General features: G+C 63.3%; 24 protein-coding genes and 1 tRNA gene. 17 read left to right on the forward strand and 8 right to left on the reverse strand.

The window, feature by feature from the left end; genetic code table 11:
* Nucleotides 1-220: 220 nt before the first annotated feature.
* Nucleotides 221-2,527, forward strand: coding sequence for a TonB-dependent receptor (locus ACVENA_RS08930; protein ID WP_449328506.1), 2,307 nt, complete (start codon nucleotides 221-223; stop codon nucleotides 2,525-2,527).
* Nucleotides 2,528-2,634: 107 nt separating this feature from the next.
* On the opposite strand, the gene ACVENA_RS08935 is transcribed toward ACVENA_RS08930, so the two are convergent.
* The gene (locus ACVENA_RS08935) at nucleotides 2,635-3,018 is read right to left on the reverse strand and encodes a cupin domain-containing protein (RefSeq protein ID WP_449328507.1); all 384 of its coding nucleotides are present in this window, start codon (nucleotides 3,016-3,018) and stop codon (nucleotides 2,635-2,637) included.
* Nucleotides 3,019-3,208: 190 nt separating this feature from the next.
* Here ACVENA_RS08935 and ACVENA_RS08940 point away from each other — a divergent pair, with 190 nt between their 5' ends.
* From ACVENA_RS08940 to ACVENA_RS08965, 6 genes are all read left to right on the forward strand, one after another.
* Nucleotides 3,209-3,895: a TetR/AcrR family transcriptional regulator gene (locus ACVENA_RS08940; protein ID WP_449328508.1), complete on the forward strand. Its 687-nt coding sequence runs from the start codon at nucleotides 3,209-3,211 to the stop codon at nucleotides 3,893-3,895.
* Nucleotides 3,896-4,129: 234 nt separating this feature from the next.
* Nucleotides 4,130-5,038, forward strand: a complete 909-nt coding sequence (locus ACVENA_RS08945; protein WP_449328509.1) for a tyrosine-type recombinase/integrase — start codon at nucleotides 4,130-4,132, stop codon at nucleotides 5,036-5,038.
* A 4-nt stretch (nucleotides 5,039-5,042) separates the two neighbouring features.
* Entirely contained in the window at nucleotides 5,043-6,233 is a 1,191-nt protein-coding gene (locus ACVENA_RS08950; RefSeq protein WP_449328510.1) for an IS91 family transposase, read from the forward strand.
* A 510-nt stretch (nucleotides 6,234-6,743) separates the two neighbouring features.
* Entirely contained in the window at nucleotides 6,744-6,947 is a 204-nt protein-coding gene (locus ACVENA_RS08955; RefSeq protein WP_449328511.1) for a hypothetical protein, read from the forward strand.
* 6 nt (nucleotides 6,948-6,953) lie between these two features.
* Nucleotides 6,954-7,994, forward strand: coding sequence for an ATP-grasp domain-containing protein (locus ACVENA_RS08960; protein WP_449328512.1), 1,041 nt, complete (start codon nucleotides 6,954-6,956; stop codon nucleotides 7,992-7,994).
* A 216-nt stretch (nucleotides 7,995-8,210) separates the two neighbouring features.
* Nucleotides 8,211-9,590, forward strand: coding sequence for a peptide MFS transporter (locus ACVENA_RS08965; protein WP_449328513.1), 1,380 nt, complete (start codon nucleotides 8,211-8,213; stop codon nucleotides 9,588-9,590).
* Nucleotides 9,591-10,806: 1,216 nt separating this feature from the next.
* On the opposite strand, the gene ACVENA_RS08970 is transcribed toward ACVENA_RS08965, so the two are convergent.
* The 5 genes from ACVENA_RS08970 to ACVENA_RS08990 form a co-directional block, all read right to left on the reverse strand.
* Nucleotides 10,807-11,253, reverse strand: a complete 447-nt coding sequence (locus ACVENA_RS08970; RefSeq protein ID WP_440514786.1) for a hypothetical protein — start codon at nucleotides 11,251-11,253, stop codon at nucleotides 10,807-10,809.
* Between the two features lie 755 nt (nucleotides 11,254-12,008).
* Nucleotides 12,009-12,938 carry a nucleotidyltransferase and HEPN domain-containing protein gene (locus ACVENA_RS08975; protein WP_257542029.1) on the reverse strand — a complete coding sequence of 310 codons (930 nt, stop codon included), beginning with the start codon at nucleotides 12,936-12,938 and terminating at the stop codon, nucleotides 12,009-12,011.
* A 52-nt stretch (nucleotides 12,939-12,990) separates the two neighbouring features.
* Nucleotides 12,991-13,239, reverse strand: a complete 249-nt coding sequence (locus ACVENA_RS08980; protein ID WP_257541689.1) for a sigma factor-like helix-turn-helix DNA-binding protein — start codon at nucleotides 13,237-13,239, stop codon at nucleotides 12,991-12,993.
* A complete protein-coding gene (locus ACVENA_RS08985; protein ID WP_449328514.1) occupies nucleotides 13,236-14,558 on the reverse strand; it encodes a tyrosine-type recombinase/integrase in 1,323 nt (440 codons plus the stop codon). Before ACVENA_RS08985 ends, ACVENA_RS08980 begins: the two co-directional genes overlap by 4 nt.
* Nucleotides 14,531-14,620, reverse strand: a tRNA-Ser gene (locus ACVENA_RS08990). Before ACVENA_RS08990 ends, ACVENA_RS08985 begins: the two co-directional genes overlap by 28 nt.
* Nucleotides 14,621-14,834: 214 nt before the next feature.
* Here ACVENA_RS08990 and ACVENA_RS08995 point away from each other — a divergent pair.
* The 10 genes from ACVENA_RS08995 to mazG all read left to right on the forward strand — a co-directional run bounded on the left by ACVENA_RS08995 (nucleotide 14,835) and on the right by mazG (nucleotide 23,970).
* Entirely contained in the window at nucleotides 14,835-15,824 is a 990-nt protein-coding gene (locus ACVENA_RS08995) for a lytic murein transglycosylase (RefSeq protein ID WP_449328915.1), read from the forward strand.
* On the forward strand, nucleotides 15,808-16,767 hold the full coding sequence (locus ACVENA_RS09000; RefSeq protein WP_449328515.1) for a septal ring lytic transglycosylase RlpA family protein: 960 nt from the start codon (nucleotides 15,808-15,810) through the stop codon (nucleotides 16,765-16,767). Before ACVENA_RS08995 ends, ACVENA_RS09000 begins: the two co-directional genes overlap by 17 nt.
* 8 nt (nucleotides 16,768-16,775) lie before the next feature.
* On the forward strand, nucleotides 16,776-17,999 hold the full coding sequence (locus tag ACVENA_RS09005) for a D-alanyl-D-alanine carboxypeptidase family protein (protein ID WP_449328516.1): 1,224 nt from the start codon (nucleotides 16,776-16,778) through the stop codon (nucleotides 17,997-17,999).
* Nucleotides 17,993-18,619, forward strand: coding sequence for a dTMP kinase (tmk, locus tag ACVENA_RS09010; protein ID WP_449328916.1), 627 nt, complete (start codon nucleotides 17,993-17,995; stop codon nucleotides 18,617-18,619). Before ACVENA_RS09005 ends, tmk begins: the two co-directional genes overlap by 7 nt.
* Nucleotides 18,616-19,596 carry a DNA polymerase III subunit delta' gene (locus ACVENA_RS09015; protein ID WP_449328517.1) on the forward strand — a complete coding sequence of 327 codons (981 nt, stop codon included), beginning with the start codon at nucleotides 18,616-18,618 and terminating at the stop codon, nucleotides 19,594-19,596. The genes tmk and ACVENA_RS09015 overlap by 4 nt, the downstream gene beginning before the upstream one ends.
* Before the next feature lie 72 nt (nucleotides 19,597-19,668).
* Nucleotides 19,669-21,237 carry a methionine--tRNA ligase gene (gene metG, locus ACVENA_RS09020; RefSeq protein WP_449328518.1) on the forward strand — a complete coding sequence of 523 codons (1,569 nt, stop codon included), beginning with the start codon at nucleotides 19,669-19,671 and terminating at the stop codon, nucleotides 21,235-21,237.
* Nucleotides 21,237-22,013, forward strand: coding sequence for a TatD family hydrolase (locus ACVENA_RS09025; RefSeq protein ID WP_449328519.1), 777 nt, complete (start codon nucleotides 21,237-21,239; stop codon nucleotides 22,011-22,013). Before metG ends, ACVENA_RS09025 begins: the two co-directional genes overlap by 1 nt.
* A gap of 163 nt (nucleotides 22,014-22,176) precedes the next feature.
* The gene (locus tag ACVENA_RS09030) at nucleotides 22,177-22,941 is read left to right on the forward strand and encodes an MBL fold metallo-hydrolase (RefSeq protein WP_449328520.1); all 765 of its coding nucleotides are present in this window, start codon (nucleotides 22,177-22,179) and stop codon (nucleotides 22,939-22,941) included.
* Nucleotides 22,938-23,120 (forward strand): hypothetical protein, encoded by a 183-nt coding sequence (locus ACVENA_RS09035; protein ID WP_449328521.1) that lies wholly within the window; start codon nucleotides 22,938-22,940, stop codon nucleotides 23,118-23,120. Before ACVENA_RS09030 ends, ACVENA_RS09035 begins: the two co-directional genes overlap by 4 nt.
* A gap of 67 nt (nucleotides 23,121-23,187) precedes the next feature.
* Nucleotides 23,188-23,970: a nucleoside triphosphate pyrophosphohydrolase gene (gene mazG, locus ACVENA_RS09040; protein WP_449328522.1), complete on the forward strand. Its 783-nt coding sequence runs from the start codon at nucleotides 23,188-23,190 to the stop codon at nucleotides 23,968-23,970.
* Nucleotides 23,971-24,114: 144 nt separating this feature from the next.
* On the opposite strand, the gene hflX is transcribed toward mazG, so the two are convergent.
* Entirely contained in the window at nucleotides 24,115-25,440 is a 1,326-nt protein-coding gene (hflX, locus tag ACVENA_RS09045) for a GTPase HflX (RefSeq protein WP_449328523.1), read from the reverse strand.
* Between the two features lie 8 nt (nucleotides 25,441-25,448).
* On the reverse strand, nucleotides 25,449-25,943 hold the full coding sequence (gene hfq, locus ACVENA_RS09050; protein WP_449328524.1) for an RNA chaperone Hfq: 495 nt from the start codon (nucleotides 25,941-25,943) through the stop codon (nucleotides 25,449-25,451).
* Nucleotides 25,944-25,997 lie beyond the last annotated feature (54 nt).

A 25,997-nucleotide genomic window follows, 5' to 3' on the forward strand; every position in this document is an offset into this window, starting at 1 on the left:
TTTGTTGCTCCCGTTTCGACTCGTGCAGCGCGGCGAGCAAATCATGGCGCGCACCCATCCTCTGACCTGTCGGAACAAAGGGATATTGAATATTTTTATGGGTTTAGCTAAAAATTAAGACGATTGACCAATTTTGGACATATATCTAATATTGAGCGGTGGCCGGACATGCCGAGCGCGACCGACGCTCCCCGGCCGCTCATTTGGAAGGGGACCCGGAATGAAGAAGACTTGCCTGTTTTTGCTCTCCACTGCGTGCGCAGTTACCCTCGCGGTGCCGGCGGCCGCCCAGCAGTCGCTGGCTGAAGACACCGCGCGATCGGGCGATGACGACATCGTCGTGACCGCGCAGCGCCGCGAAGAGGGGCTGGAGGATGTTCCGATCGCGATCACCGTCCTCAGCGGCGACAGCCTCGAACGCTTCCGGTTCAACGATGCGACCCAGATCGTCCAGCAAATCCCCAACATGAGCGCGACCAATACGCTGGGCGCAAGCGCGCCGCTCTTTTCGGTGCGGGGCATGAGCAACGCCGATTTCAACCCGTCGTCGAATACGCCCGTCCCGATCTACAGCGACGATATCCTGATCAACAACGTCACCGGTCAGGGGTTCGCGTTGTTCGACCTCCAGCGGGTCGAAGCGCTCAAGGGTCCGCAGGGCACGCTGTTCGGATATAATTCTTCGGCCGGTGCCATCCAGTTCATCTCGCGGCGCCCGACCGACAGTCTCGAAGGATCGGGCTCGGCGTCGATCGCGGAACATGGCGAGCGGACGCTCAATCTGGCGGTTGGCGGTCCGCTGATCGGCGACAGCGTCCGCGGCCGGATCGCCTTTTTCGGTCGCCGCGACGACGGCGACTTCATCAACATCAACAATGGCGAGCGGATCGGGAAGGATAATCGCTGGGCCGTCCGCGGGCTGCTCGATATCGACCTCGCCGCGAACGCCAGCGTTCTGATCAAGGCCCAATATGGCAAATATGACGGCGACCCGGCGATCCGGCCCACCGAACAGGATGTCAACAATCTGACCGGCGAAACATTGGGCGGAAAGCGCGAGATCCGCCAGGAACTCGCGCAATATGAGAATGTCGAATATGGCGAACTGTCTTCGCGCCTGAAGGTCGATCTGGGCGCAGTGGGGCTCGATCTCATAACCGGCTACCTCGACATCAAGTCGGGCCTTTCGACCAATTTCTTCGACGGCACACAGGTCGGCCTCCTCGATCTCGGCTATGGCGCCGGTCCGGTGCAGACCCCGCTCTACGGCGTCCAGGGCGGCACCGCGCACAGCAAGCAATTTTCGCAGGAGGCGCGGCTCACCTCGCAGACCGACGGGCCGCTGTCGTTCATCCTCGGGGCCTATTATCTCAAGGAAAAGCTCGACGGGAGCATCTGGTTCTTCGCCGGCGACGATTCGGGGGCCTTCGGCTACTTCGGTTCCGACCCCGCGGCCTTCCTGACCTACAGCATCTACAAACAGAATCTCTCGTCGTTCGCGCTCTTCTCGCAATGGGACTATAAATTCACCGACAAGCTCAAACTGACGCTGGGCGGCCGCGTATCCTGGGACAAGCGTTCGCTCGACCTGACCTTCGCCAACTATGACGGCGCGACGACGTTCGTGAACGGCGCGACCGTCGATCCGCTGCACCCGAAATTCTCGGACGTCACGGATCTGTCCGGTCTCGATCGCACGCAGCAAAAGCTCGATTGGACCAACTGGAGCGGCCGGCTCGCTATCGACTACCAGCCGTCGCCCGACGCCTTGCTCTATGCGAGCCTGTCGCGCGGCGTGAAAAGCGGGGCTTTCAACACGGCCGCGCTCGTCGATATTTCCGAGGCGAATTCTATCGGTCCGGAAACCGTTCTCGCCTATGAAACCGGCGTCAAGCTGACGCTGGCGGATCGCCGCCTGCAAACCAACCTCGCGGCCTTCTATTACGACGTCGACAATTATCACCAGAAGGTTGTCGACCAGTTCGCCCGCGAATTTCTGAGCAGCGCCGACAAGGTCGAGTTCTACGGTTTCGAATTCGAAGCCACCGCGCGTCCGGTCGATATATTGACGGCGAAGCTTGGCGCCGGTTGGCAGAAGGGCAAATATAGGCGCTTCATCGAACCGACCGGCTCGGGTCCCGTCGACCGCTCGGGCAACACCGTTCCGGGCACCGGCAACTGGACCGTCAACGGATTGGTGCGACTGGACCTGCCGGTGGCGAACGACGCGGCGCTGATCTCGCCGCAGATCGATTTCAGCTTCGTGCAAGGGTCCTATTATTCGACCGGCAACGACGTGAAGGCGCCTCAGCTCAGCCCCGCTCGGAAGACCGACGATTTCTTCAATCTCAATCTCCGGCTGACGCTGCAGGACGCCGACGAAAGATACGGGATCACCTTCTTCGTCCAGAATGTCCTCGACCAGTTTCGCGTGCTGCGACGCAATCCGGTCACCTTCCTCGACAATTCGCTGAGCGGCTATTCGCCCCCGCGAACCTTCGGCGTGAGCATCAACGGGCGCTTCTAGAATCCGGACGCCATAGTGTGAGACCCCGCAACATCCGAACGGGTAGCACTCCCTGACTTGGCCCGGCGCATTTTCCAAGATTGCGCCGGGCTCCTTTTCAGCATCGGTCAGGCGGCCCCGAGAGCCGGGGACATGGCGTAAACCTTCCGAAAATCCTCACTGAATTCCGCCGTTCCCGAATAGCCTTTCGGTAGAACGAAGCAGTCGCCGGCGCCAAAGGACTGCGCCTCGCCGGTCTCGCTCCTGAAATCGACATGGCCCGAGACGATGTGCCAGAGTTCGTCGCTCGGATAAGCGGCGATGCTGACCCGGCCGGCCGACCCTTGCCAGACCCCGACGTCGATCTGCCCGTCGGCGCTGCGGTAGAAGGAGTGCGCTCCTCCTAGCACCACCGCTCCTTCCGGACCGGGCAAAGCGTGCAAGCCGTCGATCGCCACGGCGGAATCGAGTGCCACGAGCTTATGCGGAGCAGATGTTCGGCTCTTGTCCATTTTTCGTTCCTTCGACGCAGGGGGAACGGCAACGGTCGCCTATCCCACCGTCAAGACGGTTCCTCATTTTTTTGACATATGTCAAGAATTGCATTTGATGACGCGAGCGGCTTAACCGGTTTGCCGGCCCGAAAGTCCGGGGGTAGTGGTTGTTCAAGCCCACAGCTGGCGCTGGAAGAAAGGTATCGGGGTGCCCGATCTGAATTTTTCGGTTTTGAGGTTCGTCCCGCGCGAAGGCGGATATGCACGCGGCCAGGAAGGCTTCGAGCTGATTCTGAAGACTGCCGTCTCGGTGCTCGTCGAGCATGGCTACAAGGACATGACGCTTCGTCGCATTGCCAAGGAATGCGGCATGAAGGCGGGCAATATCTCCTATTATTTCAAGTCGAAGGACGATCTCGTCCGCGCGCTTCTCCAGGCGATATCGGGCAGTTACGAAGCGGCGATCAGCGAAGCGACCGCCGGCGCCGACGGTGACCCGGAAAGCAAGCTGACCCAGCTGATTTCCTTCATCCTTCAGGACGGCACGACACGCCAGACCAGTTATCTGTTCCCCGAGCTATGGTCGCTCGCGAACCATGACCCCTTTGCGAAACAGTGCGTCGACGAACTCTATCTTCGCGAACATGAGCGCTTCGACGAAATCATCGGCGAACTGAACCCCGCCCTGTCGGCGAGCGACCGCTCCGTCCTGTCCACCTTCATACTGTCGTCGATCGAGGGGATCGCTGTGTTCGCCGGCTACGGCAAATATTGGCAAGATGCCATGCCGCAGTTGCAGGCAACCGCCTGCCACTGCTTCCTCGAATTCGTAAAATCGGCTAAACCCGGCGCGGTCGGCACCATTTCCACCAACAGGCTTGAGCTGAATATCTGAATCGAGCCCGTCGAAGTCCGAGGGTCCGGGCGCCGTTACAAACTGGACGAAGGGCTTGCGCGCCAGAAGCTTCAGCACCGGTATGCGATCGCCTAATGGCTTTGCCCGATGCACGAACCACTGCGTGGATTGGCGCTAGCCTCGACGTAAAGCCATCCAGCGATCGCCGCTCCTGATTGAACGTCGGCTGCCATAGGCAGAGCTTTTCGACCCCTTCAACTGAGGAGTCGAGCGATGAATGAGCTTGTACAGATTGGTCCGATCAGCCCGCTGCGCCAGCGCCTGCTGGACGACATGGCGCTGCGCAGGTTCGGGCCGGAGACGCAGCGTAATTATTTGCGCGACGTCGGGCGGTTCGCAACCTGGCTGCAGCGCTCTCCCCACACCGCGACCGCCGAGGATATCCGCCAGTTCCAGTTCGAGCAGCTCGAGGCGGGCGTCCCGGCGCCCACGATGAACAGCATCGTTGGCGCGCTTAGGTTCTTCTTCACGCACACGCTCGACCGCCCCGATCTTGCGCGTAAGCTGATCCGCACCAAGCAGGTTCGCAAGATCCCGGTCGTTCTGACCATGGCCGAGGTGAAGCGTCTGCTTGATGCCACTCGCTGCCTCAAGCATCAAGCTGCCCTGTCGGTCGCCTATGGCGCAGGCTTGCGCGTCGCCGAGGTGTCGGCGCTCAAGGTCAGCGATATCGACAGCAAGCGCATGCTGCTCCGGATCGAGCGCGGTAAGGGCGGCCGCTACCGCAATGCCATGCTGCCCGAAGGCCTGCTCCTGCTGCTGCGCGACTGGTGGCGCGCCGGGCGGCAGCAGGGCGTGCTCCTGCCGGAGGGCTGGCTGTTCCCGGGACAGAGCGCCTCGGCTCCGATCAGCACCCGCCAGCTCTACCGCGTCGTCGTCGAAGCCGCCGAGGCCGCGGATATCTCCAAGCGGGTCGGACCGCATACGCTGCGCCACAGCTTCGCCACCCACCTGCTCGAGGATGGCGTCGATATCCGCGTCATTCAGGCGCTGCTCGGTCACGCCAAGCTAAACACCACCGCCTTCTACGCGCAGGTCGCAACGAAGACCGTTCGGTCGGTCGTCAGTCCGCTCGACAGGCTTGCGCTGGCCGCGCCGGACGAAGAGGCGCCTGACGGCTAAGGCGATGCGCGCCTCGCTCGAGGTCGCCGACATCTTCCGTGCCGCGGGGCCTGCCTATCGCATGGCCCATGCCGGACATCTGAGCCTACACCAGCTCAAGATCATGTCGGCGATCGAACATTGCCGCACCGCCGCGCTCGGCGGCCATGTCGAAGCCTGCACCGACTGCGGGCATTGGCGGATCGCTTACAACAGCTGCCGCAACCGGCACTGCCCCAGGTGCCAGGGCGCCGCGGCACGCGCCTGGCTCGAAGCCCGCGAGGCCGACCTGCTCCCGGTCGGCTATTTCCACGTCGTCTTCACGCTCCCCGCCGAGGTCGCCGCCATCGCCTATTATAACAAGGCCCTCGTCTATGACCTGCTGTTCAAGGCCGCGGCCGATACGATGCTGACCATCGCTGCCGACCCGAAGCACCTCGGCGCCCGGATCGGCATCACCGCCGTTCTTCACACATGGGGATCTGCACTCACCCATCATCCCCACATCCACATGATCGTGCCGGGCGGCGGCATCTCGCGCGATGGAACGCGCTGGATATCCGCACGCCCGGCCTTCCTGCTCCCGGTCCGCGTGCTTGGCGCGCTCTTCCGCCGCCTGTTCCTGACCCGGCTGCACGCCCTCCATGACCGCGGGCAGCTCGCATTCTACGGCAGCATGTCGGCGCTTGCCGAGCGGCGCGCTTTCCTTCGCCACCTCTCGCCCGTCAGGAAGAAGCGCTGGGTCGTCTACGCCAAGCCGCCGTTCGCCGGCCCCGAAGCGGTCCTCGCCTATCTGTCCCGCTACACCCACCGCGTCGCCATTTCGAACAGCCGCCTCCTCCGGTTCGACGAAGCCGGGGTCACCTTCCGCTACAAGGACTACCGCAAGGCCGGTGACGGACGGCAGCAGGTCATGACCCTCGTCGCCGACGAGTTCCTCCGCCGTTTCCTCCTCCACGCCCTGCCGCGCGGGTTCCACCGCATCCGCCACTATGGCCTGCTCGCCTCCGCCAGGCGCAAGGCTCATCTCGAACGCGCCCGCCGTCTGCTCAATGTCGCCCCCGCGCCGGCCGACGATCCGCCCGCCGAGCTCGAAGCTCAGCCGCTGTGCCCGTGCTGCGGTGGCACCATGGTCATCATCGAGGTGTTCGAGCGCCGATATCAACCCCGGGCGCCACCCCGGCCCGCACCCTTATCCGGGATACAGGCGCCGTGACCCGGCACGGCTCATCCATTCCCATACCCGGCGCAGCCCTGCGTCCGGAAGCGGACACACTTGCGCTCGCCCTGCCCAAAAGCAGACGCCGGAACCGCAAAATCGGCCCGTCCGCTTTTCGGCGTCCGCTTTTGCGATCCAAATTCAGCCGGTCCGATCTCAGATGCGTCCGATTTTGGGCAGCAACGTCCAGCACTACGACCTGCGTAAAACCGCTTTCCCCATAGCTCAGCCCATGACCCCCGCGGTTCGGGCATCGAAGACTTTCCGACGCCTGACGGCGTCCGAAACTCTCAACGATAGCCGTCCGTCTGATTTTGATGCCTGACCCCTGCTAGCCGCCGTTCCGCGATGGGCACGATATCCGCTGCCTCTATCGAATCACGGATTATTCTTCCTCAGATTTGCAGAAACCTGCCCCGTCGTGTCGAGGGTTCAGATCGGACCTTTCTGTTGTTCGTTCCCAAGCGATTGCAAGATATGCTTCCTATACTTGCAAGGGAGGGAATCATGACGGGATTGATGGAAGGTTCGCCTGTAATTTTTCATTATCAACCTACCGACGTTAAGCAACTTAGCTCGCCTGAGGACTTAAGGCGTTGGGAAGAGGCTATGAAAACCAAGGTCGGCTTCAAGGCCGATTTTTCCAACCTTTCGGGCACCTGCTGCGAATCATACTGCGGGGGTTCGGCCGACGATTGCGATTCGGACTGATCTAACGTGCCGATCGTCCTGATCACTTCGCTCAAGGACGATTTGCATGCATTTGTGATCAGGGACGAGCTTAAACGGAGGGGCGTCGACTGCCACTATGTGACGGTCGACGCCGTCCACGAGCAGACTACGCTGGGCTGGGCGAACGACGGCGCCTGCATCCTCACGATCGATGGACGCCCATGTGCGATCGCGGATTTGGATGCCATCTGGTGGCGTCGATCGGCGACTGTGCAAAAGGGCAGAGAAAGCCTTGGCGACGTTCAAGACGATTTCATCAACCGTGACTGGCGGGCCGGCCTTCGGGGCGCATTGACCGCCGGCTTTGATGGCAGATGGATATCGCACCCGGACGCCACGGATGCCGCATCGTTCAAGGCGAACCAACTCAAGGTGGCACGCGACGTCGGCCTGACCGTGCCCCGGACATTGATATCAAATGAGCCTGGTCGCGTACGACAATTCATCGGCGATCTTGGGGGCCGAGCGGTAGTGAAGAATGTAAGCGGCACCCTCAAAACCGCGCTCTTCGCAGCAACGGTGACGACGGAGAATTTGCCACCCGACGCAAGCATCCTGGCTTGCCCGACCATCTATCAGGAAGTGGTCGAGGGACAGGATCACCTTCGTATCTCGATCTTCGGAGATCGCTTCTTCGCGGCCCGGATTTCGACTCCCGAACTCGACTGGCGCAAGGCGCTGCCGACTGATATTGAGATGGTCCAGCTGGACGGCGAGCTTCAGCGGCGGCTGGCGGCATATCAGCAACGGTTTTCGCTCGAGATGGGAATCGTCGACATCAAGTTGCGAGCCGACGGAACGCCAATCTGGCTAGAGAATAATCCCCAAGGCCAATTCCTGTTTATCGAGGGGATCACCGGATTTCCGCTCGCGGCACACTTCGCGGACTTTCTGGCGGCAGGCTCGAATATCGGCCGGAACAAGGGTGCGGTTGCGACGGAGAGTCAGGTCGAACTTTCGGCCCAATTGGCGCTTGATCATCCGCCTCCGCATGCAAAGTTGACGACACAAGCGGGTCATCGTTGACCGGCTCGCCGGGCTCACCCAGGATCGCGTCGCGGACGCCCCAACAGCCGGGATCAGGCGCTTTGCAGACAATGGTCGGGCGACCGCCATCAGCGACCCGTGAGCTTGGCTGATCGAGTCGATCAAATGCTGAAAGGTTGGATGAGCCGTCTGTAATATGCGATGGACCGCGGCTGACCGCTGTCATAGCCTCCGCCAATCTTCGGGGGACAATGCATGACGAGCCACGCTAAGCCGAGCACTGTGTTTGGGCATCCCGCCGGCCTGACAGTCCTGGCCGGCACCGAGATGTGGGAGCGCTTCTCCTTTTACGGAATGCAGGCGCTGCTCATGCTCTACATGACCAAGCATCTGCTCCAGCCCGAACATGCGCGGGGCGTGCTGGGCCTGGCCAGCTTCCGCGAGGCGCTGGTCTCGATCTTCGGCCCGATGACCGACCTTGCCTTCGCTGCGCAGACCTATGGCATCTATTCGGGCCTGATCTACGTCACGCCGCTGGCAGGCGCATGGCTCGGCGACCGCGTGCTGGGAAAGACGCGGACGGTCTCGGTCGGTTGCATACTGATGGCGTGCGGACACCTGGCGATGGCGTCGGAGCCGTTCTTCCTGCTCGCGCTGACGCTAATTGTGATCGGAGCGGGCTGCGTGATCGGCAATATGGCCGCGCAGGTCGGCCAACTCTACGCGCCCGGCGATCACCGGCGCACCCGCGCCTTCGGGCTCTATCTGCTGGCGCTCAATATCGGCGCGCTGATCGCGCCGCTGGTGGTGGGTACGCTGGGGGAGAAAGTCGGCTGGCACTATGGCTTCGGCGCGGCGGGGCTGGGCATGTTGATCGGCCTGGTCATCTATCTAACCGGCCGTCGTCACTTGCCGCCTGACCGGATCAGCAAGCGCAGCGACCATCCGAAGCTGACGGCCCGGCAATGGCGCGTGCTGGGGGTGCTGATGCTGATCCTCCTCCCCTATCTGCTCGCCAGTTCCGCGCTGTTTCAGGCGTATGGCGTGATGTTCGTCTGGGCCGACACCGCGGTGGATCGCGTCGTGCTCGGCTGGGAAGTGCCGGTCACTTGGGTGGGCATCTTCGATGGAGCGATGACGATCGTCGGGGTGCTGATCGGTAATGCGTTGTGGAAGCGGCTGGCCGATCGTGGACGCGAGATGAGCGATCTTGCAAAGTTGGGCATTTCGTGCGCGGGCATGACGCTGGGCTATCTCTACATTTCCGCGGTGTCGCTGCTTCCTGTCGTGCCAGTGCTGCTCTGGCTCGGCTTCTATCTGATCATCGATCTGTTCACCGTATGGATGGAGGCCCCGCCCCAGGCGATCATCTCGCGTAGCGCCCCGCAATCGGTGACCGCGACGATGATGGCGGTGTTCAAGCTCGCCAGCGCCTTCAGCTATTTCCTGCTCGGCTGGATGGGGCGCTTTTACGAACCGCTTGGACCAGCTCTCTACTGGCTTCTCATCGCTTGCCTGCCGTTGGCCGGCCTTATGCTGCTGCTCGCAATGAAACGCCCGGTCGAGCGCGTGTTGGACGATGCCGCACGTCATGGAACCGCGCCGGACGGAGCCGCCGCGGCGGGGCTGGCGTGACCCTCGGTCGGCGGTTGCGCCGGTAATCGCTACCTCATGCGTCAACGACCGCTTCTGAACTCAGCCACGCATGTCGTGGACGGCTTCAATGAGGCGCGAAGCTGCCTATTCCCGCTCGAAGAGGGGAATAGACGCAAAATCGTTGGCCGCGCGCCTGCTGCGAGATTGCCGACCAGACTTCCGGACTTCGCCCTGATCGCTGCGGCGTCGGATTGGCACCGCCGTCTGGCTGGTAGAAGTGCCGCGCTGCCGCTCGATCAAGTTGCGGAGACTTTCCGTCAGGACCAAGGTCGCGGCGCCCATCTTGACGATCTCGACTTCACCCCTTGCGATGAGAAGGTAGAGGGAACTGCGGCTGAGTCCCGTAAATCGGCAAGCATCTGGAACCCGCATGCTGATGGGCTCTATTGCAAGCGGTGAGGACGGTGGTGGGGCAGGGGACTTAAATGGCACAACGGCACCCTCGCTCTTGAACGGTGACGGGGCGGCTGGAAGGGTTGCCGCCCCGTCTCGCCCGATTATCCAAATTTGTGCTGCGCCGTTCCACACGACGTTTGTGCGCCAATGCCTGTTTTTCTACGCCCGGCTACCGCAACTCGCCCCGTTGGATGCTCTGGGTTGTCGCCGGACGCTCCGCATACGGGAGCATCGCCACGCGTTTGCGGACGCCGGCGGGGTGTCGAGGGACAGCGGCTTTCGGCCGGAGGGACGATCTACACGTCACCCGGACGCCGGTTCAGCGCTTCCAATTCGCGCGCGGTTGATCCGCCGCTCAGGTCATTTTCGTCCGCCATATTCGTGTCCGGCGAGAGTGCGATGCGCAGCCTCGAAACGTAGCAGAATACCGTCACTTTGCGGAAACGAGGCAGCGGTGTAGTCGGATTGTCGCCTCGATAAGTGGCGGAAAAGCGCTATGCACCCGTGCGTAAGGTGTGTGATTATAGATTGTGGGTCCGATGCGAAGCATCGCGGCCCGAAAAATGCGGCTCCGGCAATTGAGCGAGCCCAGGGGCGATTGACCGTTTTGGGGTGGGGAGCTGTCCCCTCGTGAACCCCGGCGAAAGCCGGGGCCCAGTGCGGCAACCTGTGACGTTCGTATCGGAATTCTGGGCCCCGGCTTTCGCCGGGGTTCACATCCCGTTCGGCAGCAATCGGTCGTTTGCCGTCATTCGGCCATCCCCGGCGGCGAGCGGCCGAAATGGGGTGGGAGCGGACGTCAATCCGTGACGCTGAAGGGCGCGATTCGCTCTATCGCTTGCCGATATGCTGATCGATCGAACTCGAACGGGCCGAACCCAGAATAGTCTCGATTGGGTCGGTGAGGTTGCGCGAAGCGATCCCAAAGCACGCGCTCCCCTTCTATGCGGACATGAGCCATGAGGGGCCAGCAACCGGCCTCACCACAATCGCAAAACAGCGCATAGATTTCGCCCGATTCATCGCCTTCGACTGGTTCCTGCTGCCCAGAAAAATAGTCCGAGAGCGGGCCGAGATTGGAGTATGATGGCACTATCCCGCCGTAGCCACCCGCAGGATCGTTGAAACCGCTTGCTCGTTCGAACTCAGCCACAAGGTCTGCGAGGCGACTGCCGTCGATACAGGGCATCAGGGCAGGTGTTTGCCCGTCCAGATACTCGCATTCGAAATAAATAGTGTTGGGCATGGCCGGGCTATGAAGGGTTGGCTCATCGACTGTCAACGTCGGTAGACGGTCGTTTGCCGCCATGTCGGCAGCGCGGATGCAGCGCCCGAAATGGGGTGGTAAGCGGAAATGCCTACCGTTATTGCGGTGCCGACAATGAGCAGTCTGACAACAGAAGCGATTGCGTTTCGTGCGGCGAGCCTATGGGTCGTCGGGATATTCGCTTTGGCAGTGATCAACGCTTACTCGTATCGTCCTCGGCGGGGACAACGAGATTCCCGATGGCTCGTAATCCCGGGCCTTCTTGCCAAGTTTGCAGTCCTCCTGGGTCCCGTTGGCCTCGCGCTAATCATCGGGCGAGCGACTATCGAATGGGGTAAAACTCCAGCGATGGCCGCTGTCGCGATCTGCATATTGGCTGGGTATCTGGCAAGTTCGTTCTTGGTTCAGGTTCTGCGAAACGCAGCCTGCTCAATCATGGGCGCTCCGGCTCAGCCAATCCATATATGGAGGCAAGTTAAACGGTCGAAACGACGGTAGCTCCGGAGCGGCTAATGTCTGCAATCGGTCGATTTCAGCCGTTGATGGTGAGGGGTCTTGCGTCAGGAATGCAGTTGGTGAGGATGATTTTAAGAGGGCAAGATAAAAGCCGTGCCAGCCTTCGGCACGCGATGGTCGGATTTCTGCGGCTTTGAGCGTATGGCACCGGGCAAACATGCCATACCCGGCACGCGAAACCGCGCGCAGCCGCGCGGTTTTTGTATGGCATTGGACGATCAGGGGCGAGTTGAAGCGTTTGCTTCGAGTTGGGCTATCCGCTCCGAGCAAATCGCGTGGACCGCGCGGCCGAGTTCCTCGACGCAACTACCAAGCCACGTCAGCTCCTCTCCGGTGATGCGGTAATGCTTCGAATAGCGGGCCTTCACATAGGCCTCTTTCAGCTTTTCAAATCTTGCCCGGTCCTCGCGGCGCTCACGTGGCCAAGCATCGACCAAGCGCATGTCGATGCGCTCAGCCTGCGTGCGCAGGAAGGCGAGATTGTGGACGTGCGGGGTATAGAAGGTGCAGACCAACAGGACGCAATGATAAAGCGTCTCCGCTGTCTGATGATATTCAAATGCCGCGTGCTTCAATAGGCCTTCTTGAACCGCGTATCGAGCGAGCTTTTCCCGACCCATTGCTGACGGAAACCATTCGTCAAAATATTCCCGCGCCATCGCCAGCGCCTGCTCCGGCGTTTTTGGCTTGGGCGTGTGGAGCGGCTTGTCGTCATATTCGTAGAGCGCGATTCCGTCGCGCGCGACGTCCATGAAGAAATAGCGGCCATGGGCGAGGCCATCGTTCACTTCCTGCAGCGTGTGAACGATGAAGTTGACCGGCGTCTTGAGCGTCTTGTCGATCGCGAGTTCGCGAATGAGCCGGTCTTCGAGCTTGCCCCAGAAATCGACCTTCTCCGTCAGACGCTTGTCGTTGACGATGATGAGAAGGTCGAAGTCGGAGCGGTAGCCCTTGGCGGTGTGCGGCTCATCGACCCAGCCGCCGCGCGCGTAGCTGCCGTAAAGGATGATCTTGTCGATCCGCCCTTTCTTCTTCCAGCCCATGGTGCCGAGTGCGATCGCATCTTCGAACTCTTCGAAGACGATTGCCTTCACGCGTTCAAGCTCGCGCTGTTTGTTGGCGGGAAGATGGTCGAGGTCGGTTTTCATCGCTGGCGGCACCCTGTCGGCGCGGCGGCTGATTGGCAAGGTCGAAGCGGCGTCACTGCCGCCAGAATTGCCACCACCTGCGGTTCTTTCCATCGACGGCCTGAGCGATGACCCGCAAACTGCGGATCATCGCTTGTTCGACCTCGGCAATGCTGACGCCATGGCGCTCGGCAAGCTGGCGATAGCTGAGCTCCTCGACACGGTGACCGAGAAAGATGGCGCGGTCGGCCTCGCCGATCCGATCGACGGCGCGCTCATATTGACGGAGCAGGTGGCGCCGCGCGCGGGTGTAGCGGCTCACCGCTTCCTCCCGTCGCAATAGTTCGCCCAATCCTCCATCATCAGGCGGCGCTTTTCGAGGAGGTTGCCGCGCCGATAGGCGGCCTCGACCTTATTCGCGACCGTGTGGGCGAGGGCGGCTTCGGCAACGTCGCTCGGGTGGTTCGTTTCCTCGCTCACCCAATCCCGGAATGACGAGCGGAACCCGTGGGCCGTGTATGGCTCGCCCATTTCCCGGAGCAGCTTGGTCAGCGTCTGATCCGACAGCGGTCGATTGCGCCGCATACCGGGAAAGACAAGATCGCACCCCTTGATGCGGAGCCGCGCGCACCGCTCGACGATGCGCAGCGGGCGGCGGGTGAGGGGAACGACATGCTCCCGATAGGCCTTCATGCGGTCCTTGGAGAGTTTCCACAGCCTCTTTTCTAGGTCGAACTCACCCCACGTCGCCCCGCGAACCTCCCCCGACCGGGCGGCCGTGAAAATCGCAAATTCGAGCGCGAGGCGGCTGAACGATTCCCGCTCACGCAATCGCTGCACGAACGCGGGAACATCTTCATAGGACATCGCCGCGAAATGATTGTCCCGGCGGGGCTGGCGGGGCAGGCCTTTCGTGATCGCCCGCATCGGGGCATCGGTATCGCGATAGCCCGACGCATAAGCCCAATCGAGCACGGCGCCGATCCGTTGGCGGACCCGGCGCGCCGTCTCGGGCTTCGCTAGCCAGATTTCCGCGAGCAGGTCGCGGATCATAGGACCGGTGATCTGATCGACCTTGAATTTTCCGATGTGCGGGAAGGCGTAAAGCTCCATCGTTCGCATCCATTGCGCGTGATGCTTGCCGTTGCGCCACGTCTTCGAGTGTATCTCGTAGGTTGTGACGGCGGCGTCCTTGAAGGTCGGCACTGCCTGTCGCTTGCGGCGCTCAATTTGAGGATCAACGCCCATCTCGATCTGGCTGCGAATTTCTTGCGCCATTTCGCGCGCCTGAGCCAGACTGACTTTCTGGCAGCTGCCAAGGCCGAAATCGCGGCGCACGCCGTCGCTCTGGACCCGGCACACCCAGCTGCTGGTGCCCCCCGGCCGTTCGAGGCGCATGAGGCCGTCGCCGAGACTCACGCGCCGCTGTTTTTCCTTGGGCCTCGAGAGCCCGTTCGAAGTGCTTTTCATCCCTCTGATCATAAAATTTGTTCCCACATTGGCAAAAATGTCGGCCTGGATCATGTGGGACGCACAGGGATGCGAATCGCATCTCAAACCCGCAGCTAAGCTGGGGTTTCGGAGACGGTTCGGGAAAGAGTGGGATTGAAACCTGGCGGACAGGGTGGGATTCGAACCCACGGTGAGCTTGCACCCACGGCGGTTTTCAAGACCGCTGCCTTAAACCACTCGGCCACCTGTCCACTGCCGCCGACATAGCGCGCGGCGCCCCCGCGGCAAGCAAAAGATCGACGGCTCGGTTCGCCGCGCGAATGACTCGACCTGTCTCGCGGCGGATGGCGAAGCCGCGTGCATCTGGTTCAATCCGATTCTATGGGGTGGGACATGATGCACGCTAGAGGTTTCAGAATCGGTCGTCTTTCCAGCCTGCTGGGCTTCACCCTCTCGGCCTGGTCGATGGTGATGTCGGGCCCGCTCTACGCACAGAGCGACGCGGGCTTCGACGCCTATGTCCAGTCGTTGTGGCCGAAAGCTCAGGCGCGCGGGGTTTCGCGCGCGACCTTCGACCGAGTGACGTCAGGATTGCGCTATAATCCCCGCGTCATCGCGCTCGACCGCGACAATCTCGGCGCGCCGCCGAATCCGAACACGCCGATCCCGGCTTTCGCGCCCTATCGCGTGAAACATGTCGATGCGGCGCGGATCAACGGCGGGCGGCGCGTCCACGACCGGCTGCTGCCCCTGCTGTCGCGTATCGAGCAGCGCACCGGGGTACCGACGAGCATCATGATCGCGATCTTCGGCCACGAAACCGCCTATGGCGCGGTGACCGGCAATTTCGATCTGCCCGAGGCGCTGGCGACGCTCGCCTATGAAGGGCGCCGCCGCACCTTGTTCGAGCCCGAATTTATCGCGACGCTCGAAATGGTGCAAAAGGGCGTGCCGCGCGACGTGCTCAAGGGAAGCTGGGCCGGCGCCTTCGGCTATCCGCAATTCCTCCCCTCGGTCTATCTGCAAGTGGCCGAGGACGGCGATGGCGACGGCGTCGCGCGCATCTGGTCGAGCGAGGCCGACGCGATCGAATCGATCGGCGCCTATCTGCGCCGCGCCGGCTGGCGGGCGGGGCAGCCGTGGGGCGTCGCGGTGCAGGTTCCCGCCGGCTATAATCGTGCCGCGATGGCGAGCCGCCTGCAGCCGACGCGCTGCCCGCGCGTCTTCGCGCGCTACAGCCGCTGGCGCTCGATGGCCGAATGGCGCGCCGACGGTTTTCAGACGCTCAGCGGCCGCTGGCCCGACGGGCAGGTGCAGGCAACCTTGCTCGAACCCGATGGTCCGGGAAAAACCGCTTATTTGCTGACTGGCAACTATCGTGCGATATTGGACTATAATTGTTCCAACTTTTACGCACTGTCTGTGGGGTTGCTGGCGGATGAAATCGATCGTTAGGGAGGGGGCCCTGATCGCGGGGGCGGCGTTGCTGCTTTCGGGATGCGGGGCGATGGATGGCAAGCGCGAAGGCGGGCCCACTGCGGGCCCGGCGCCCGCACCGCTGGTCGAACGGGTCAGCGACACGCCGGTCAAGCTCGGCGATCCCTACACCGTCGCCGGGGTCACTTACACGCCCATCGACATCCCCGATTACGACGATGTCGGCTATGCGAGCTGGTATGGCGACGAGCTCGCCGGCAAACCGACCGCCAATGGCGAAATCTTCGACCCCGACGGCATCAGCGCCGCACACAAGACGCTGCCGCTGCCGAGCTATGTCGAGGTGACGGCGCTCGATACCGGGCGCACGATCCTCGTCCGCGTCAACGACCGAGGGCCGATGACGAACGACCGGCTGATCGACCTGTCGCGCGGCGCAGCCGAACAGCTCGGCATCACCGGCGGCAACGCCGCGGTGCGGGTGCGCCGAACCAACCCGCCGCAGGCCGAACGCGCGCAGCTTCGCGCGGGCCGCGCGGTCCCCGAACGGATCGCGACCCCCGACTCGCTGCTCGCGATCCTGCGCAAGAAGCTCAAGGCTCAACCCGCGCCCAAGCCTGCCACCGCGCCCGTCGCGGCGCAGCCCGCGCCGCCGGTGGCGTCGGGCAAGGTCAAGCCCGGCGACGACCGCCTCGCTGTCCAGCCGTCGAAGCCGGCGTCGAAACCTGCTCCCGCGAAACCCGCCACCGCTACGGGGGCCTATCAGGTTCAGGTCGGCGCCTTCAGCACCGAAGCGCGCGCTGCCGCCGCGGCCAAGTCGATCGGCGGGACGGTGGCGAAGGCGGGCAAATATTGGCGGGTCCGCATGGGGCCGTTCGCCAATGAAGCCGAGGCGCGCACCGCGCTCGGCAAGGCCAGGGATAAGGGCTTCCGCGACGCGGCGGTCGTTCGCGACCGTTGACGGCCGCGATGCGAAGGCCCTTTTTCATCGTCAGGGCCGCAATCGGCGGCGCCGCGGCGCTGGCGCTTATCGCGGCCTTTCCGGCGGCTTCGGCAGGCGATGCGCCTTCGAAGTCGGCGCCCGCCAGCCGCCCGCTCTATATGACGCAGGCGCCGATCGTGATGCTCAAGGATCTCGATTCGGGCGCGATCCTCTTTTCGCGCGGCGCCGAAAAGCGCTTCCCGCCCGCCTCGATGGCGAAGGTGATGACCGCCTATATCGTCCTCGACCTGATCGAAAAGGGCGAACTGCCGCGCGACAAGATCATCACCGTCGGTCAGGCGACGTGGAAGAAATGGAACGGCAGCAACGGCGGCTCGACGATGTTCCTGCGCTCGGGCGAGAAAATCTCGGTCGATGAGTTGCTCAAGGGGCTGATCACCGTATCGGCCAACGACGCCGCCGCCGCGCTGGCCGTAGGGATCGACGGCAGCGAAGAGGCTTTCGTCAAGCGAATGAATGTGATGGCTGCAAAACTTGGCATGACGTCGAGTCATTTCGGTACCCCGAACGGCTGGCCCGACGGCGGCGTCACCAAGGTCAGCGCCGCCGACCTGATCCTGCTCGCTGATCGCCTGATCCGCGAGCATCCGCGCGACTATGCGCGCTATTTTTCGCTGCCGAAACTGCAGCACGGCAAGAGCCCTGACGGCAAGCCGATCGTCCAGCCGAACACCAATCCGATCCTCGGCCGCGTCGAGGGGGTCGACGGGCTCAAGACCGGCCATACTGCCGAAGCGGGCTATTGCTTCCTCGGCTCGGCGAAACGCGGCGGGCGGCGGTTGATCATGGTCGTCGCCGGCATGGCGAGCGACAAGGCGCGCCGCGATGAGGCCGCACGGCTGATGACCTGGGGCTTCGAGCAATGGGAAGGGCGCGAACTCGTGCCCGCGGGCGCGAAGATCGGCCGCGTCGACGCGGGGCAGGGGCGTGCGCCCGCCGTCCTTGCCGAAGCCGCGATTCCGGTGCGGATGACGGTCCCGCGCGGCTACACCGGCGGCTACAGTGCCGTGATGCGCAGCCGATCGCCCGTTCCGGCGCCGGTCGCGCGCGGGACGCGGGTCGCTGATCTTGTCGTCACCCCCGACGGCCTGCCGCCGCAGGTCACGCCGCTGCTCGCCGCGAACGATGTCGGCGCAGGCGGTTTCGGGGCAAGGCTGCGCACCGGATTCTACCGGCTGACCGGCTGGTGAGCGGCCGCTTCATCACCCTCGAGGGCGGCGAAGGGGTCGGCAAGTCGACCCAGATCCGCGCGCTATCCGCCGCGCTCGCCGCGCGCGGGGTCGAGGTCGTCGCGACCCGCGAACCCGGCGGCAGCGCCGGCGCCGAAGCCATTCGCGCGCTGCTGATGGAAGGAAGCGACGACCGCTGGGATGCGCGGAGCGAAGCGTTGCTCTTCGCCGCGGCGCGCGCCGACCATGTCGCGCGCACGATCCGCCCCGCGCTGGATCGCGGCGCCTGGGTGCTCTGCGACCGCTTCGTCGACAGCTCGCGCGCCTACCAGGGCGGCGGCGGCGGCATCACCGACGCCGATCTGCTGGCGCTGCATGGCTTCGGCTCGCTCGGCCTGCTTCCCGACCGCACCTTCTTGCTCACCGTCAGCGCGCGCGAGGCCGATCAGCGGCTCGCGCTACGCGACGCCGCGGGCGCCGACCGCATGGGCAGCAAGCCCGCCGACTATCAGGCCCGCCTCGCCGCGCGCTTCGCCGAGATGGCAGCGGCCGAACCCGACCGCTGGCGCGTGATCGACGCCGACGCGCCCGCCGAAGCGGTGACCGCCGCGATCCTCGCCGAACTGGAACCCTGGCTGTGACCTTGATCGGCCATAGCGACGCCGAAAAGGCCTTTCTCGAAGCCTGGCAGGGCGGGCGGATGCACCATGCCTGGCTGCTCGCCGGGCCGCAGGGGATGGGGAAGGGGGCTTTCGCCGCGCGCGTCGCACGCTTCCTCGCCACCCATGGTCAGGCGGGTGCAGGGCAGGCGATCACGCTCGACGACCCGGGCGATGCCGCCGCGGGCAAGCTGGTCGAGGCAGGCAATCACCCCGAGATCATCCAACTCGCGCGCCAGCCGAAGGACAAGGGAAAGGAACTCGCGCGCAACATCACCATCGATCAGGTTCGCGGCGTTATCCGCCGGCTGCACCTGTCGCTGTCGCTTGGCGACTGGCGCGTGATCATTGTCGATGCGGTCGACGATCTCGAGACCGATGGCGCCAATGCGCTGCTCAAGACGCTCGAGGAGCCGCCCGCGCAGACATTGTTCCTGCTCGTGAGCCATTCGCCGGGGCGCTTGCTGCCGACGATCCGCTCGCGCTGCCGAATCCTGCGTTTTCAACCGGTTGAGCATGACGTCATGATGGCGTGGCTCCACGATCTGCGCCCGATGATCGATACGGCCGAACTGCGCGCGATCGTGTCCGCATCGGGCGGCGTTCCCGGCAAGGCGCTTGCGCTGATCGATAGCGACGTTGCGGCGATGGAGGCAAAGCTGCTGGCGATCGCGGCCGGCGGCGACCCCGGCAATCGCCTGCGCGAAGCGCTCGCGCGCGAGGTCGGCGGGACGAGCAATCGCGCGCGGCTCGAGCTGGTGATCGATATCGTTCCCGGCCTGCTCGCGCGGCTGGCGCACGAGCGTCCGATCGCCGAGATCGCGCCGGTGCTCGCGCAATGGGACCGGGTGCAGCGCACCGTGCGCGACGCGGTTCGTGGGTCCTATGACGGCGCGATGGTCGGTTTCGAGATCGGCAACTGCCTTGCCGAACTCGCACCGCGCGAGCGCGCGCGATAACCCTGCCCTTGGAAAGGGGGGAGGGCGAAGGCCGCCCTTCCCCTCGCGCCCCGCAACCGCTAAGGCGCGCGCATGTCCGAGCCTTTCTATATCACCACCGCCATCAGCTATCCCAACGGCCGTCCGCATATCGGCCACGCTTATGAAGCCATCGCCACCGACGTCATGGCGCGGTTCCAGCGCGCGCGCGGCCGCGACGTGCGCCTTGTCACCGGCACCGACGAGCACGGGCTGAAGATGTTCCAGACCGCGCGCGGTCAGGGTCGCGAAACGATCGATCTCGCCGATGAAATGTCGGGATATTTCCGTGAGATGTATGCCAAGCTGAACATCAGCTATGATAATTTCATGCGCACCTCCGATCCCGCGCATCATCGCGCGTCGCAGGCGATCTGGCAGGCGATGGAAGCGAATGGCGACCTTTATCTCGACCGCTACGAGGGCTGGTATTCGGTTCGCGACGAGGCTTTCTACGACGAAGACGAACTCACCGACGGGGAAGGGGGCGTCCGCCTGTCGCCGCAGGGCACCCCCGTCGAATGGACGGTCGAGGAAAGCTGGTTCTTCCGCCTGTCGAATTATCAGGACAAGCTGCTCGCGCTCTATGCCGAACGGCCCGATTTCATCCGCCCCGAAAGCCGCCGCAACGAGGTGCTGCGCTTCGTCGAGGGCGGGCTCAAGGATCTCAGCGTCTCGCGCACCAGCTTCGACTGGGGGGTGCCGGTGCCGGGCTCGCCGGGGCATGTCATGTATGTCTGGGTCGATGCGCTGACCACCTATCTCTCGGGGCTTGGTTATCCCGATACCGACGGAGATTTCGGCAAATTCTGGCCCGCGAATATCCATATGATCGGCAAGGATATCGTTCGTTTTCATACGGTTTACTGGCCGGCCTTCCTGATGAGCGCCAAATTGCCGCTGCCCCAACAGGTGTTCGGCCACGGCTTCCTGCTCAACCGCGGCGAGAAAATGTCGAAATCGCTCGGTAATGTCGTCGATCCGATGGAGCTGGCCGAGCGTTTCGGGGTCGATGCACTACGCTATTATCTGCTCCGCGAAGTCAGTTTCGGACAGGACGGCAGCTATTCGGCCGAAGCGATCGTGCGCACCGCCAATGCCGACCTCGCGAACAGCTTCGGCAATCTCGCGCAGCGCAGTTTGTCGATGATTTTCAAGAATCTGGATGGAGTAATTTCCACCGATTACACGCCGTCGCAGGAGGATGCCGACCTGCTCGCCGACCTGCTCGCGATGGCCGAAGAGCGCCTGCCGCGCGAATTCGAGCAGCTCGCTTTCTCGATCGGGATCGAGGACTGGATCCGCGCCGTCTTCGCCTGCAACCAATATGTCGACGCACAGGCGCCCTGGGCGCTGCGCAAGGTTGATCCCGAACGGATGCGCGCGGTGCTGATGACCTTGTTCCAGGCGGTGCGGACGCTCGCGATCGCGATCCGCCCGGTGGTGCCCGATGCCGCCGACAAATTGCTCGACCAGATGGGCATCGCCGCCGACGCGCGCGATTTCGCGGCGCTTGCCGACCGTGACTGGTTCGCAAAGCTCGTCGCGAGCAGTTTCACTCTGGGCCAGCCGGTTCCCATCTTTCCTCGCCTCGAGCTGCCGGAGGTGGAAGGGGAGGCCTGATGCTCGTCGATTCGCACTGTCACCTCAACTACAAGGGCCTTGCCGAACAGCAGAGTGAGGTGCTGGCGCGGGCTCGCGAGAGAGGCGTCACGGCGATGCTCAACATTGCAACGCGCGAGAGCGAATGGGACGATGTGCTCGCCGCTGCCGAAGCCAATGCCGACGTCTGGGCTAGTGTCGGCATCCACCCGCACGACGCCGATCATCACCCCGACGTCGATACCGCGAAGCTGGTCCGCCGCGCCGCGCACCCGCGCGTCATCGGGATCGGCGAGACCGGGCTCGATTATTATTACGACAAGAGCGATCGCGTGCGGCAGCAGGACAGTTTCCGCCGCCACATCCATGCATCGCAGGAAACCGGCCTGCCGATCATCGTCCACACGCGCGAGGCCGAAGCCGACACGCTCGCGCTGCTTGGCGAGGAGATGGGAAGGGCGGTCTTTCCCGGCGTGATCCATTGCTTCACCGCCAGCGACAATTTCGCACGCCGCGCGCTCGATCTCGGCCTCTATATCTCGATTTCGGGGATCGTGACGTTCAGGAATGCCGCCGACCTGCAGGCGACCGCGCAGTGGCTGCCGCAGGATCGACTGCTGATCGAAACCGACTCCCCCTTCCTCGCCCCCGTCCCGCACCGTGGCAAGACCGGCGAGCCGGCCTTTGTCGCCGACACACTCGCCTATCTCGCCAACCTGCGCGGGGAGGAGGCCGACACGCTGGCGGCCGCAACGAGTGCCAATTTCTATAATCTTTTCAATAAGGCGGCACCATGACGTCACAAGGCGTCGAGTCTCCAAAATCCGTTCGCCCTGAGCTTGTCGGAGCCTGCCCTGAGCGCCTGCAAGGCAGTCGAAGGGGGCCGTTCTTTCTTTTGACGCAGCAAGAAGAAGGACGGTGCTTCGACAAGCTCAGCACGAACGGCTTGGTGCTGAAATCATGAAGCTCCGCATCCTCGGTTGCGGCACCTCGTCAGGCGTACCGCGGATCGGCAACGACTGGGGCGCGTGCGACCCCGACAATCCCCGCAACCTGCGCAGCCGCGCCTCGATCATGATCTCGCTCGGCGGCTTTCGCATCCTTGTCGACACCAGCCCCGATATGCGGCTGCAACTGCTCGACGCCGGAGTGGGCGAGGTCGATGCCGTCATCTGGACCCACGAGCACGCCGACCACACGCACGGCCTAGACGACCTGCGCCAGATCATGCACCTCCGCCGTTCGGCGGTGCCCGCTTATGCACGCGCGCATGTACTCGACATATTGAAGTGGCGTTTCACTTACGCCTTTGCGGGCAACGCCGGCTATCCGGCGTCGGTCGATCCGATCGACCTTCACGATCATCAGTCGATCGGGCCGATCGAGGTCTCGGCGCTCGAAATGCCGCACGGCCCGATCAAGGCGACCGGACTGATCTTCAGCGACGGTGCGCACAAGATCGCCTATGCGACTGATTTTTCGAAATTCACCGACGAGATGGTCGATTTCTTCCAGGGCGTCGATCTGTTCGTTATCGACTCGCTCCGCCGCTATCCGCATCCGACGCATCCGCATCTGGCGATGACGCTCGAAGGGCTCGCCAAAGTCGGTCATCCGCGCGCGATCATCACGCACATGGACAATACGATGGACTATGACGATCTGGCGGCCGAATTGCCACCAAGCGTCGAGCCGGGCTATGACGGGCTGGAGGTGCAATTATGAGCGGCAACAGCGCGGTCGACCTGATCTGGTTCGCCGGAGCCTTCGCGCTGGTGCTGAGCGCGCTCGTCGCGCGCCGGATCAAATTCTCCGATGGCATCAAGATGGCACTCGCGTGGATCGCGATCTTCGGGCTGATCTTTCTGGCAGTCTGGACGTTCCAGACGGTGCGCGGGGGATGAGGCGCCAACGTCTGCGCCCCTCCATCTCCCTATCTATTTAACATAATATATATTATCGGATAATGAGATGACCGAAACCAAGCCCCCCTCGGCTGCGTCCCCCATCGATCGCCTGCTTGGCGTCATGGCCCGGCTTCGCAACCCCGACGGTGGCTGCGAATGGGATCTGGCGCAGGATTTCGCGACGATCGCGCCCTATACGATCGAGGAAGCCTATGAGGTTGCCGACGCGATTGCCGGCGGCGATCCCGCGGCGATTTGCGACGAACTCGGCGACCTGCTGCTCCAGGTCGTCTTTCACAGCCAGATCGCAACCGACCGCGGCCTGTTCGGCTTCGACGACGTCGCGACCGCAATCAGCGACAAGATGGAGCGCCGCCATCCGCATATCTTCGGTGATACCAGGACCGACGATGTCCGCGTCCAGTGGGAAACGATCAAGGCGGCCGAACGCGCCGCCGACGGTTCCGGAAGCGCGCTCGACGGCGTCGCGCTGTCGCTGCCGGCGCTGCTCCGCGCGCAAAAGCTGCAGGGCCGCGCCGCGCGCGTCGGCTTCGACTGGCCCGATACCGATGGTCCGCGCGCCAAGATCGCCGAGGAACTCGACGAAGTCGTGACGGCACCCGACGATACGGCGCGCGCCGAGGAGATTGGCGACCTGCTCTTTGCGGTGGTCAATTATGCGCGCCATCTTGGCGTCGATGCCGAAGGCGCACTCCGCGCCGCGAACGACAAATTCGCCCGCCGCTTCCATGGCGTCGAGGAGCGCGCGGGGCCGGATATCGCCACGCTGCCGCTCGATACGCTCGAAGCGTATTGGCAGGCGGTCAAGGCGTCGGAACGAAACTGACGCTAGATTAAACCCGGTTCGTCATTGCGAGCGAAGCGAAGCAATCTCCAGCCATCGACCTTGCACGATCCTGGTAGCTGGAGATTGCTTCGTCGCTGCGCTCCTCGCAATGACGATGTCAACCTTGCTCCAGCCTTGCTCCCGCTACTCATCCCCCGTCGGCCAAAGACGCCCGAACCGCGCGCGATCGGCGGGATCGAGCCGTACCGTCAGCACATGCCCTTCACCCTCGGCAACATCGGACAGCACTTCACCGCGTGCGTGGAGCCATGCCATCGCCTCGCCTTGGTCGAAGCGCAGGAAAATCTGCTCGACGCGGTGACGCGCGGTCAATTGTGACGCCATGAGCGTCCGCGCCGCCTCGACGCCCTCGCCCGTCATCGCCGATATGACCGCGACGTCGGGCCGTCGCGCCGCCATCTCGTCGATCCGCTCCCGCGCATCGACGTCGGCGGTGTCGATCTTGTTCCAGATTTCGATCTGGGGGACGGCGTCGTCCTCCCCTTCCCCATCTTGCGATCCGTTGACGCCCAGCGAATCGAGGATCGCGCGGACGTCGTCATATTGGGCTTCGCTATCGGGATGCGCGATGTCGCGGACGTGCACGATCAGGTCGGCGGTCGTGACTTCCTCCAGCGTCGCGCGGAACGCGGCGACAAGTTCGGTCGGCAGGTCGGAGACGAAGCCGACGGTGTCCGACAGGATCGCCTTGTCGATCCCCGGCAGCCGGATTTCGCGCATTGTCGGGTCGAGGGTCGCGAACAGCATGTCTTCCGCCATGACGTCACTTCCAGTCAGGCGATTGAAAAAGGTCGACTTTCCGGCGTTGGTATAGCCGACGAGCGCGATCACCGGCCAGGGCGCGCGCTGGCGTTTCGACCGCTGAAGCTGGCGGGTGCGGCGGGCATCGTCGAGCTGGCGGCGGATGCGCGCCATCCGGTTGCGGATCATCCGCCGGTCGGCCTCGATCTGCGTTTCGCCCGGCCCGCCGAGAAAGCCGAAGCCGCCGCGCTGGCGTTCGAGGTGGGTCCAGCTTCGCACGAGCCGCCCCGCCTGATAATCGAGATGCGCGAGTTCGACCTGCAATCGTCCCTCGGCCGTCGCCGCGCGCTCGCCGAAGATTTCGAGAATTAATCCTGTCCGATCAATGACTTTTGTCTCAAACTCGGTCTCCAGATTGCGCTGCTGAATCGCGGTAAGTGCCGCATCGACAATGACGAGCTGCGCGGCACGTTCGACAACATCGGGCTTGATCGCCTCGATCTGCCCCACCCCGATCAGCGTCGCCGCACGCGTCTGCCGCAGCCGCAGCGTATGAACCGCCACGACGTCAAGGCCGATCGCCAGCGCGAGCCCCTTAGCTTCCTCGGCGCGCGCATCGAGGTCGCGCGACAGTCGCTGGCCGTGCCATTCGGGCACGATCAGCAGCGCCGCGGCGCCGCGGGTGACGTCTCCGTCGCTATCGCTCATCGGATCGATCAGGCGTCGCCGTCTTCGTCGCCATTGTCGGTGAGATTGATCGGCCCGTTCGGCTGAACGGTCGAGATCGCATGTTTGTAGACAAGCTGCACCTGCCGCTCGCGCTCGAGCAACATGCAGAATAGGTCAAAGGCGACGATATCGCCCTGGAGCATCACGCCGTTCACCAGGAACATCGTCACCGATTCATCCGACCGCCGCACTGCGTTCAGAAACACGTCCTGCAGCGCCTTGCCCTTGCTCGCCGGCGCATCGCGAATGTCGCTGCCCAACGACGCGAGGTCGAAATCATGCGACGGCATTACCGTCGAGATCGCGTGCTTGTAGACAAGCTGCGATTGGCCATCGCGGCGCAGCAGCAGCGAGAAATTGTCGAACCAGGTGATGATGCCCTGCAATTTGACGCCCTTGACCAGGAACATCGTCACCGGCGTCTTGGTTCGGCGCAGGGCATTAAGGAAAAGATCCTGGAGATTCTGATTCTTGTCGGACATATTTGCCTCCTTGGTTTTGGCGGTGAAACCGCAGGTAAAGCACCGCCTTGCGGC

Source organism: Sphingopyxis sp. 550A (assembly GCF_053569535.1).

What these genes read in the sequence shown, in the direction of transcription:
- ACVENA_RS08970 (WP_440514786.1), bottom strand. Translation starts at nt 11,253, where the DNA reads ATGCCCAACACTATTTATTTCGAATGCGAGTATCTGGACGGGCAAACA.
- mazG (WP_449328522.1), top strand. Translation starts at nt 23,188, where the DNA reads ATGACCGAAACCAAGCCCCCCTCGGCTGCGTCCCCCATCGATCGCCTG.
- ACVENA_RS09030 (WP_449328520.1), top strand. Translation starts at nt 22,177, where the DNA reads ATGAAGCTCCGCATCCTCGGTTGCGGCACCTCGTCAGGCGTACCGCGG.
- ACVENA_RS08930 (WP_449328506.1), top strand. Translation starts at nt 221, where the DNA reads ATGAAGAAGACTTGCCTGTTTTTGCTCTCCACTGCGTGCGCAGTTACC.
- ACVENA_RS09000 (WP_449328515.1), top strand. Translation starts at nt 15,808, where the DNA reads ATGAAATCGATCGTTAGGGAGGGGGCCCTGATCGCGGGGGCGGCGTTG.
- ACVENA_RS08995 (WP_449328915.1), top strand. Translation starts at nt 14,835, where the DNA reads ATGGTGATGTCGGGCCCGCTCTACGCACAGAGCGACGCGGGCTTCGAC.
- metG (WP_449328518.1), top strand. Translation starts at nt 19,669, where the DNA reads ATGTCCGAGCCTTTCTATATCACCACCGCCATCAGCTATCCCAACGGC.
- ACVENA_RS08950 (WP_449328510.1), top strand. Translation starts at nt 5,043, where the DNA reads ATGCGCGCCTCGCTCGAGGTCGCCGACATCTTCCGTGCCGCGGGGCCT.
- ACVENA_RS08955 (WP_449328511.1), top strand. Translation starts at nt 6,744, where the DNA reads ATGACGGGATTGATGGAAGGTTCGCCTGTAATTTTTCATTATCAACCT.
- hfq (WP_449328524.1), bottom strand. Translation starts at nt 25,943, where the DNA reads ATGTCCGACAAGAATCAGAATCTCCAGGATCTTTTCCTTAATGCCCTG.
- hflX (WP_449328523.1), bottom strand. Translation starts at nt 25,440, where the DNA reads ATGAGCGATAGCGACGGAGACGTCACCCGCGGCGCCGCGGCGCTGCTG.
- ACVENA_RS08975 (WP_257542029.1), bottom strand. Translation starts at nt 12,938, where the DNA reads ATGAAAACCGACCTCGACCATCTTCCCGCCAACAAACAGCGCGAGCTT.
- ACVENA_RS09035 (WP_449328521.1), top strand. Translation starts at nt 22,938, where the DNA reads ATGAGCGGCAACAGCGCGGTCGACCTGATCTGGTTCGCCGGAGCCTTC.
- ACVENA_RS09025 (WP_449328519.1), top strand. Translation starts at nt 21,237, where the DNA reads ATGCTCGTCGATTCGCACTGTCACCTCAACTACAAGGGCCTTGCCGAA.
- ACVENA_RS08965 (WP_449328513.1), top strand. Translation starts at nt 8,211, where the DNA reads ATGACGAGCCACGCTAAGCCGAGCACTGTGTTTGGGCATCCCGCCGGC.
- ACVENA_RS08945 (WP_449328509.1), top strand. Translation starts at nt 4,130, where the DNA reads ATGAATGAGCTTGTACAGATTGGTCCGATCAGCCCGCTGCGCCAGCGC.
- ACVENA_RS09005 (WP_449328516.1), top strand. Translation starts at nt 16,776, where the DNA reads ATGCGAAGGCCCTTTTTCATCGTCAGGGCCGCAATCGGCGGCGCCGCG.
- ACVENA_RS08935 (WP_449328507.1), bottom strand. Translation starts at nt 3,018, where the DNA reads ATGGACAAGAGCCGAACATCTGCTCCGCATAAGCTCGTGGCACTCGAT.